The following is a 10,128-nucleotide window of genomic DNA, read 5'->3' as shown; positions in this document are numbered from 1 at the left end:
CGCATTCTTGACCTCTCCCGTCACGTTTATATCCATCAGCGTTCCCATGCTGGAATTAAGGGCTACGTTTCCGTCAAGTTCAATGTTTCTGTAGCTGTAAATAGGATTGTTAATATGTATGTTCATTTCATCACGAACATAACCGTCCTCGTAAAGCTCGCAGTTTTCAGTGAAATATGTTTCACGAATCTTAGTGTCGGCGTAAACGTGCTTCACTCTTTTTTCAATGTCAGCGCCCGATGTGATTTTACCGTTGATATTTCCGTTTAAGTAGGATATGTCGGCTTCCTTATTGGTATGTACATTACCGTTCATGCACAGGTTAGAGCTTGCGCTCATTGTAATACCGTTCCGTCCGAATATCATGTACGGGTACTTTTCCGTTCCCTCTGCCGATACCGCTATATTGGCAAAATACGGTATTGATATAACCGCTGCAAGCAGTATGGACATAAGCTTTTTAAACTTCTTCATTGTTTTTCTTCCTTTCCCTAAATATTGGATTGTTTTGACTTACTGTAAAATCCGCCCCTCCTTATCATGATTTATTTCATTAGATAATAATAAGTAAACGCCAACTATTATTTAACAATGTAATATAAATTATATAACATTATATGGCATAATGCAACATAATTTTTATAATTTTGGATATTTATATAACAAATTATGCTTTTGTTTGTTTAATTTTGCTATTGGTGTTAGCTGAAGAATAAGATTTCTGTTTTGAATTTACAATTACAACGTAATCCTTTCTAAAGTGTTGACATCAGATACTTTGGCATTAAATTTTGCTTTTCTCATCAAATAAACCACATTAATCTCAAAACAGCATATACTCAATGCATAAACAGTTGCACCGTTTTAAACATATTTTTACATAGTTTTGCGTTTGTTTATATTGTACAAAGATAATATACTTGATTTGATTATAAATAACAAAGCAAAAGATATTGTATTTTATTAAAACTTATGATATTATAATTATATTAAATACAGGAGGTAAAACCAATGTGTTAGAGAAAATGTGAAAAAGTAAAAAATATAATTATGGAAGGTTTTGTGAAAATTATAAAAAAGCGGCAGCGTTTGGCGCTGCAGTTATGATGATGGCTTCAATGAACATAAGGGTAAACGCAGCTACAAGTGAAAAGAATTTCAAAACATATAACAATTATACCTATACAGCCGATTTTGTTCGTTCTGAGGCTTATGGTAAAAGCTATAAGGCAAATTGTAATGGTACAAATAAGATTCCAATTCGTGATAATGCCACGTATGCTCTTAAGGCTACAAAAACAACTAGTATTGCCAGGGTTGAAAACTTGAGTAAAAAGAAATTATCTGTTATTCTTAGAATAGGTTATTATGATAAAAAGAAGGAAAAATTCATTGAACAAGCTGAATATCAAAAGTACATTACTACAGGTAAATTTGAAATTACACGACCAAGGGCTTGTACGAATAATACCCATAAATATAAGCTTGAGGCTACTATAGCTTATACAAATGATGCTGAACCTATGTCTGGCAAGTATATGAAAGTCACAGCAAAACAGTATAAATAAAAATTAATTTTTATTTTATTTCAAAGGAGGATAAATGAAATACATATATAAGAATATAAAAAGCTTTGTACAGAATAATATTTTATTTTTTTGCTTGTTTATAATTTGTCAAATAACATCATTTATTGTTTTGCTGTTTTCGTTCGGAGCTTTTCAAAACTTCAAAATTATTAAAAATCAAACGATTGAACAAACCTCCTTTGAGATATGCTTTGGAAATTTAATAGAACAATTCCGATATGATGACGGAAGTATACATTGCACAGGCGACGGAAGCGTTGATAACGGTTCTGTAAAAAAGCTTCTTGATCTCCTTGATGAAAAAACTCTTGAGGAACTGGAGTTGATTGAATATTTTCCGTATTTTAATAATACCGATCTTAAGTTTGCCGAAGAATATGATCATTTACCGGTTGCTTTCAGATTAAAATATCTTAAAGATGAAAAAACTTTAGCGCCGTACGGCAGCTCGTCTGTAAGCTCGGGAGTTCCGTTGACATATGAGGAATTTATGCAGGGCAGCAATAAAATAACCTTGCCATGTGATTATAGTCAGGAATACATTGGATCTGACGTTATCATAGCAGACAAGCATTATGTGGTTTGCGGAATAGAAACTATGGATGATTATATCGGAATGTCTTATTTTAACTCTCCGGACGATATAGACGGTATTGAAAGTATAATCTTTGACTTTAATGCCCTTGCAACAAAATCAGCATATAACGATATTGCTGACGCCTGTAAAGAGGTATATGGAGATTATGCATATGTACCGAAAATAGAAACCGTATCATCAGACAAACTGCCATTTTACAATTCAATAATGGCGGTATCAGTTTTGCTTGCGCTGCTTTCAGCCGTTACTCTTATGCTATTATATAAATATGTTCTGCAAAAACGAAGCAGAACTATTGCTATATTAAGACTGAATGGGTGCAGCAAAGGAAAATCAAGAAGAATTTGTATAGCAGAAATTATTATTATTTCCCTGATATGCGCGGCGATTGCCTACGCTTTGTATTTCGGGTTTTTAATTCATGGGTTATCGCACTACTTAATATATATCAAAGCTGTTTACAGCGCCAAGAATATTGCTGTTATGTTTGCGGTAAATGTGCTTGCAGTTTATATGGTTACAAATATAATGATAGTACGTCAGCTTTCAGCTAAACCTGTTGATCAGTTAAAGGAGAGGTGACGGAAATGATAAAATATTCACTCAAGCTGCTTAGAAGAAATCTGCTGACAAATATTTTTATAGCTTTGCAAATCGCGGTTACACTTTTAATGATAATTTTAAGCGTGTCATCTGTTATGTCTAAAATAGAATATTATCTGCCTTTGAGAAAGGTTCTTTCTTCTGAAGGTATGTGTCTTTTTGCTTCAGGATCTTATATTGATGATCTTTCAAATTACTATAGCTATAATGATATAATAAATATAAGCGATAATATTGAAGAAATATACAGTACGGAAACCACTGATTTTCTTATGATACCTAATACAGAAAATGAAGATGAGGCGCATCCTGGTTTTGTTGTTTACAATAAGAATATGTATGACCTTTACAAACCGCAGATGCAGGAAGGGAAATGGCTGTCCGATATCAAAGGCGATAAAAACTATATAAGCGCCGTTGTAAGCTATTCCAGTAAGTATAATGTAGGCGATACTATTGAAGTATATGACTACATAGACGAAATTTATTATCCGCTTAAAATTGTAGGAAAAACTGCTCAGAAAGCAAAGTTTATTACTAATTCATCTATAAATGAATTTGCGAAGGATTTCAGAGATCTATACGGAAATATTGAAGGCAATATGATTTTTATAAGACACGACGATATTGAGCTTACTCCTATTTCAGTTTCACCTCAGGGAATTATATTTATAAAATACAAGGACGGGCTATCTGATGAAGAAGCCGACGCAATCAAAGGGGAACTGTTCAAAATGGGCGGCTTTCTCAATCTTTCAGACGAACTTAATAAAAAAAGCATTGAATATCTTTCTGAGGATATTATGCTTATCCTTCCTATATGTATCTGCGTGTTTATAATATCTTTAATATGCACTGTAGCATCGTCCGCTATTGCTGCGAAATGCAATATGAAAACGTTTCTGATAACATATATATGCGGAGCAAGATGGAGATCTAATTCACTGATAAGCCTAATAAACTCCGTTATTACATCGCTGGTGGGAGTTGTTTTGGCTGCCGCTGCATATATTGTGATTTCAAAAACTGGTATTGCTGAATACTTCTGCCTTGAATTTACAAAATATGAATTTCTGTTCTGTTTGCCCGTTTTATTAATTAATATAATTCTGCCGGTTATTCTGCCGTTATGGATAATTTCCAAACAGACGCCTAAGGAACTTATAACAGAGGAGTAAGGAAAAGCATGATAAAATTAAACAACATCACAAAAATTTACAATCCTAAGAAATCCAACGAATTTGAAGCGCTGCACGATGTTTCATGCGAGATAGATGACGGCGAGCTTGTTGCGGTTATCGGTAAATCAGGAGCCGGAAAGTCAACACTTCTGCATATACTTGCCTGCATTGACAACTATCAGGAGGGTGAGTATTCAATAGACGGAACGCTTGTGAAAAACCTTTCCGAGCGTCAGTATGCAAAGATCCGCAATGAAAAAATAGGTATGGTAATGCAGGATTTCGCTCTTGTAGAGGATTTTACTGCGCTTGAAAATGTGATGATCCCTCTGAACTTCTCAAAGCAGAAAGTAAAGAATAAAAAAGAAAAAGCTCTTGCCGCATTAAAATCTGTTGGCATTGAAGAACTTGCGAAAAAGCCCTGCAACAAGCTATCCGGCGGACAAAAACAGCGAGTGGCGATTGCACGTGCAATAGTGAACGAGCCGAGCATGATATTGGCAGACGAGCCGACGGGAGCGCTTGACAGCAAGACATCAAAGGAAATTATGGAGCTGTTCCTTTCTCTTAACGATCAAGGAAGAACTGTTATTATCGTTACTCATGACCAGAAGATCGCAGAACAGTGCGATAGGATCATTGAGATTTCAGACGGGGAAATTATCAGCTAAAAATATACAACCTGTTTGTGTTCAGACAGGTTGGTTTTTGTTATGGGGAATCAAAAAAATCATTAATTATTTGGCTTGCAGTTTTCAAATGAATTTTTGAGAGCTGCTATTATTTGTACGTTTCAGTTGAATCGCCTTAACGATCCCATTGCCCTCCAAAGGTAAGAGAGCGAGAATTTCTCGTAAACTGTTTTCATTGCAAGGTATGCGTTCTTGGGGTGAAAACAGTTTGAAAAATCATAAATCAATCGACAAATTTATATTGAAAAGTTGATTTTAATGTGCTATAATATTATTGAAAAATCAGCATGGAGGTGCGTTATGCTATATCGTAAAATAGAATCATTGATTGAAGCGCATTTGAAATCAGAGTCAAAGAGAATACTTCTCATTGACGGAGCAAGACAGGTCGGCAAAACATATATCATTCGTTATGTGGGAAACAAGCTTTTTGAAAATTTTATAGAGATCAATATGGTTGAGGACAGTTTGGGGGACAGGCTGTTTGCCGAAACAAAAACCGTTGAAGATTTTTATCTTCAGGTGAGTATGCTTGCAGGCAATAAGATGAAATCAAAGGAAACTACGCTGATTTTTATTGATGAAATTCAGGCGTATCCGCATCTGCTGACTCTGCTTAAATTTTTGTCTCAGGATAATAGGTTCAATTATATTGCAAGCGGCTCGCTGCTGGGTGTTACGCTGTCGCAGACAACCTCAATTCCAATGGGAAGTATCCGGAAGGTGAGAATGTTTCCTCTTGATTTTGAAGAGTTTCTGTACGCCAATGGAATGAACGAAATAGCAATTTCCGCTATACAGAAAAAATTTGAACGGCTTGAAGCTCTCGACGAGTCTATGCACAGCAAAATGATGGATTTGTTCCGCAAATTTCTGCTTGTAGGAGGACTTCCTGACGCTGTAAATTCCTATATTGAAGAGAAAAATATTCAGTCGGTCAGAGAGATCCAAAGTGAAATTCACGATTATTACGCCGCGGACGCTTCAAAGTACGACGAGGAGAAAAAGCTTAAAATACGCCGTATTTACGACCTGATACCCTCCAATATGGAGAACAGGAAAAAACGTGTCGTGGCGCAGAGCATTGAGAACAAAAAGGGAAAGACCTTTAATGACTACGAGGACGAGTTTGAATATCTTATCAGCGCCGGAATCGCGCTTAATGTTCAGGCGATTTCAAATCCTGTTTTTCCGCTTATTGAATCTACAGGAAAGAATCTGCTCAAGCTGTATCTCAACGACGTCGGAATACTGACCGGAATCCTTTACGGGAACAATATCCGCGCTGTGCTGAATGATGAAAAAAGTATCAATCTCGGCTCGGTCTATGAAAGCGTAGTAGCAAGCGAGCTGATCGCGCACGGCTATAAGCTGTTCTATTATGACAACCGCAGCAAGGGCGAGGTCGACTATCTTATTGACGACTACGACAGCCTTTCCGCTGTCCCCATTGAGGTTAAATCGGGCAAGGATTACACCGTCCACAGCGCGCTGAACAATTTTGTTCAGAACGAGGATTACAATATCAAAAAAGCCTTTGTTGTGTCCAATGAGCGTACTGTTACAACAAAGGGTAAGATAACTTATATTCCGGTTTATTATATTATGTTCTTTAAAAATGGATCGGGAGAACTGAAGAATATGGGGCTGTGATAAACAATAAGTGCATGATAAATCAGAAGATAAGATATCTACTGATATGTTCTGTAGAGTATATATTAAAACATTGCCATGACTAAGGACATTATTAGAAAAATTGTTTGAATTGTGTGTATAGATGGTTTTTATAATTATTTGAGCAGAATTAACTAAATTAAGGTTGAAATTTGGCATGATTTGTTATATAATATTTAATGGATAAGATATGATTAAACCATTATCAATGTTATTATCTGAGGTAGACAAATGGCTGATATAAAGCTATATATTATGTATAAGATCAGATTGAAGAACTTTATTTAAAATAGTAGTATTTAAAAAGAACTATAAAAACTACTTGAGGGAAATATGTCTACTTTCTTTGGATTTATTTTTCTTAATCAGAATATTGTAATACGTATGGTAAAATGGAAAACTTTCAATAGTTTTTCTCAAATAATTAATGATTTTATTAAATGAAATGAAGAAATCAAATATTACAGAATCGTAATTTTTGTCAATGTTGGTTGATGTAATAGCTTTTGTTTTTGGATAATGGAATCGCCTACTAATGACATTTTCAATAGAAAGCAAGAATTTTTACTTTCGTTATTGATATTGGGTTAAAATTGTAATATAAAATAGTTGTAAAAATATGGAGGTTATATATTGGAAAACAGAGTAATGCAAGTCTTGGCAAAGGATACTGGAAGTAAAAGCTATAAAGCACATAAATACAGTCTTGACCACGCAGAAAGACCTTACATAGATTACAGTGAAGATACAATTATTTGGGAAAGAACAGCAGAAACAAGAATTCAGAATACTTATGTGCCATTGGAACGTAAAAGTATTGATTTAGCTAAAAGAAGTGACCAGTTATTAACTTACTTCTTGGATGGTTCTCGTAGGGTTTACAAGGTTGACGATCATTCGTATACCATGTCTGGAGGTAGAACCGTTATTTATCCTATTATTGCAGGTCAAGTCGGCGTAGGATGCTGTAAAAGGATAAATAAAGTTGTATTACCTGAATGCTTTAAGAGAGAAATTGTGATTTCTGTTCCCGATATAGCTAATGCAGATGGCAAAGCAGGATTTTTTGAAGCAATGCTTATAAAATTGAACCAAATTCCCATACTTAAACAAATGAATACACAAATAGCTAAAATTATTCCTTACAAAACAAATACAAATGCTTCTGAAAAATTTGAAGATAGAGGAACCGCTTGTATTCAAGATAGAATGATACAATGTGAAAAGGATATGGTAGCAGAACTTGTAAAAAAAGGTATGCTCAATCAGCGTAATTATTTGATTAAAGACGGCTCGCTTGAATATAGACCTACAAAAGACATTTGGAATGACGAAAGAAAAAGTAAGATATTTAAGAATAATTACAACTATGTTCTGGGTGTTTCAAAGAATTTTAATCCTGAAATCTGCAAGGACATAAACGGTAAATCAAATCCCGGATTTATTGCTGAATTGCCACTTTATCATCGAACTCCCGTAGCCTGCTATAAAAATCCTAAATTATTTGAAAATATTCAATTTGCTGTATGGTATATAAGGCTCAGAGATAAAAGTCATACCAGAACGGCTTTTGATGGCATAGTTAAAGTAGAAAAAATGCTTGTCACACAAGAAGAATGTGAGTACGGAATAGACAGCGATTTAGTTGATATGCTAAGTGCATTGATATTAAATGAACGCAATCCTGTTTGCTATGGTTCGGATTTACGTTGGGCAAATCATCTCTATCCCGTTTATCTTACCGAAACGTATGTAAAATCACAATATTTGAGTGCAGAGAGTTTTTTACATTTATTTTAGATCTGCATATTAAAGTAAGTTCCAAAACAAAAAAGTTTAAATTTTTTTGATAATAGAATAGCGGTTGAACGCATTGATATGGCGGTTCAATCCACAAAATTGAACGCTGTAATGGAAGAATGGATGACAGTCTAAAATCAGACGTTTTGTTTCAAGGAAGACTATGTTATTCAAATCACTGTTTTTATTATAGCTAAAACTTGAGTGTGAGTAAAACATGGCTTGCTCTATAGATTTATTCGATTATATTTATTGTAACAGGAGGTAAACATGGCTAACAAGTTAATTGGCAGAGTGATTGCTACTGAAAAATGTCCTACTACAATGGATAAATTCACATTTTGGACTGATTCAAACTTAAAACTCCATGCTTTCGATATTGTTAAAATAGGTCATATTGATGGCTCATATTCTTATGGCGTGATTGAAAATATTTCGCATATTACTGATGCGCAGAGTTTTTTAACAAGTTTTATATCAAGTGATTTTGGTAATGTTGAAATTGAAGCTCCTACGCTTAGAGTAGGAATGAACTATGTTGAAGTCACTGTTTCTTTTAATGATAAAAATCTATATACACCTGTACATAGCGGTTCACCTGTATATCTTGCAGCCGAAAACGAAATAAAAGCCGCATTGGGATTAGATAAAGTTCAAAATCCTTTAGTATGCGGTTCGTTAAAAATGTATGAGGAAACTGAAGATGAAGTTACGCTTCCTGTATGTTTAAACTCAAAGTTTATTTTAGGTCCTGAAGGTGCGCACCTTAATATTTCCGGGATATCCGGTTTAGCATCAAAAACGTCATACGCTATGTTTTTGATGAAAGCAATACAGGAACAATATCTACATAATAACAGAAAAAACGAAGACAGTGTTGCTTTTGTTATCTTTAATGTAAAAGGCAAGGACTTAATGGCAATTGATTGTGAAAATGACTTTGCTGAAGATGGTAACAAAGAAAAAGAACGTGTTTATACAGAGTATAAACGGCTTGGGTTATCAACTGCGCCTTTTAAACAGGTGCATTACTATATTCCATATTACAGCAATATGACGGAAAAAAGGTCGACATATCTTTCAAAGGAAGATGTTGATGATTATATAAGTGATGGAAAGCTTCACAAATTTAAATACTCATACGAGGAAGATAAAGAAAGTTTGGAAATGTTGTTTGCTGATGTTGATGATCCACAGCAGACTATGGAGGCAATTATCAGTAAAATTATTGACGATAATGACCCTGATTTTGCCGGAATTAAAACTTGGGAGCAATTCAGAGGATTGGTTGATGAGCTTTCACAACGTTCTCAGCCAGTGAGCAAAGGTCAACAACGTGCATCTAATGAAATATCTGTTTTGAGTTGGCGTAAATTTAAGCGAATCATCAATAAAGCCATCAAAAATGACGATATGTTTGCTAATCGACCTAACATTCAAAATGGTGAGTGTAGACTTGCTGATGCATTAAAACATATATCTTCAAATGATGTTTGCGTTATTGACGTAGCAAAACTTCCAGAAGATAAACAAGCTTTTGTTTTTGGTGATGCTGTCAGAACGATTTATAACTTAAAGCTTGGAGAATATGATAGTGAATCAGGCGTAAATCCTCCATCTCGAATCATTATCTTTATTGACGAACTTAATAAATATGCTTCAAAGGACACTCCAAAATCTTCTCCTATACTTAGAGAAATACTTGATGTGACGGAGCGTGGACGTTCTCTCGGTGTTGTACTTTTTGGAGCTGAGCAATTCCGTTCCAACATTCATCAACGTGTAACAGGCAACTGTTCAACTCACGCATACGGACGTACAAACTCCATTGAAACAGCTACCAAAGATTACGGAAGTTTGCCTTCTACATACAAAAATATGCTTACTCGATTAGAACAGGGTGATTACTTGATACAGAACCCGATTTTCCGCTCCTTGCTGAAAATCAAGTTTCCTAAGCCTTTATATAAACAGTTTAAGAAATAGGGTGA

The 10,128-nt window shown here is 34.8% G+C and carries 8 protein-coding genes; 7 read left to right on the top strand and 1 reads right to left on the bottom strand.

Going from position 1 to position 10,128, the window contains the following annotated elements; all coding sequences use genetic code 11:
- A partial coding sequence (locus tag ACYQ0N_RS14550; RefSeq protein WP_460163092.1) for a hypothetical protein occupies positions 1–474 on the bottom strand: 474 nt, incomplete at its 3' end.
- Between the two features lie 629 nt (positions 475–1,103).
- Here ACYQ0N_RS14550 and ACYQ0N_RS14545 point away from each other — a divergent pair.
- From ACYQ0N_RS14545 to ACYQ0N_RS14515, 7 genes are all read left to right on the top strand, one after another.
- Entirely contained in the window at positions 1,104–1,568 is a 465-nt protein-coding gene (locus tag ACYQ0N_RS14545; protein ID WP_177533198.1) for a hypothetical protein, read from the top strand.
- Between the two features lie 34 nt (positions 1,569–1,602).
- Positions 1,603–2,769: an FtsX-like permease family protein gene (locus ACYQ0N_RS14540; RefSeq protein WP_460163091.1), complete on the top strand. Its 1,167-nt coding sequence runs from the start codon at positions 1,603–1,605 to the stop codon at positions 2,767–2,769.
- 5 nt (positions 2,770–2,774) lie between these two features.
- A complete protein-coding gene (locus ACYQ0N_RS14535) occupies positions 2,775–3,968 on the top strand; it encodes a hypothetical protein (RefSeq protein ID WP_460163090.1) in 1,194 nt (397 codons plus the stop codon).
- A gap of 8 nt (positions 3,969–3,976) precedes the next feature.
- Positions 3,977–4,642: an ABC transporter ATP-binding protein gene (locus ACYQ0N_RS14530; protein WP_460163089.1), complete on the top strand. Its 666-nt coding sequence runs from the start codon at positions 3,977–3,979 to the stop codon at positions 4,640–4,642.
- A 321-nt stretch (positions 4,643–4,963) separates the two neighbouring features.
- Positions 4,964–6,316: an ATP-binding protein gene (locus ACYQ0N_RS14525; protein WP_460163088.1), complete on the top strand. Its 1,353-nt coding sequence runs from the start codon at positions 4,964–4,966 to the stop codon at positions 6,314–6,316.
- A gap of 654 nt (positions 6,317–6,970) precedes the next feature.
- The gene (locus ACYQ0N_RS14520) at positions 6,971–8,137 is read left to right on the top strand and encodes a hypothetical protein (RefSeq protein ID WP_460163087.1); all 1,167 of its coding nucleotides are present in this window, start codon (positions 6,971–6,973) and stop codon (positions 8,135–8,137) included.
- 270 nt (positions 8,138–8,407) lie between these two features.
- The gene (locus tag ACYQ0N_RS14515) at positions 8,408–10,123 is read left to right on the top strand and encodes an ATP-binding protein (RefSeq protein ID WP_460163086.1); all 1,716 of its coding nucleotides are present in this window, start codon (positions 8,408–8,410) and stop codon (positions 10,121–10,123) included.
- The last annotated feature ends 5 nt before the right edge of the window (positions 10,124–10,128 follow it).

It is taken from the genome of Ruminococcus sporogenes (assembly GCF_054655175.1).
This window is presented reverse-complemented; position numbering and strand designations above follow the sequence as displayed.

Coding starts and splice junctions, on each gene's coding strand:
- ACYQ0N_RS14535 (WP_460163090.1), top strand. CDS start 2,775: ATGATAAAATATTCACTCAAGCTGCTTAGAAGAAATCTGCTGACAAAT.
- ACYQ0N_RS14530 (WP_460163089.1), top strand. CDS start 3,977: ATGATAAAATTAAACAACATCACAAAAATTTACAATCCTAAGAAATCC.
- ACYQ0N_RS14545 (WP_177533198.1), top strand. CDS start 1,104: ATGATGATGGCTTCAATGAACATAAGGGTAAACGCAGCTACAAGTGAA.
- ACYQ0N_RS14525 (WP_460163088.1), top strand. CDS start 4,964: ATGCTATATCGTAAAATAGAATCATTGATTGAAGCGCATTTGAAATCA.
- ACYQ0N_RS14540 (WP_460163091.1), top strand. CDS start 1,603: ATGAAATACATATATAAGAATATAAAAAGCTTTGTACAGAATAATATT.
- ACYQ0N_RS14515 (WP_460163086.1), top strand. CDS start 8,408: ATGGCTAACAAGTTAATTGGCAGAGTGATTGCTACTGAAAAATGTCCT.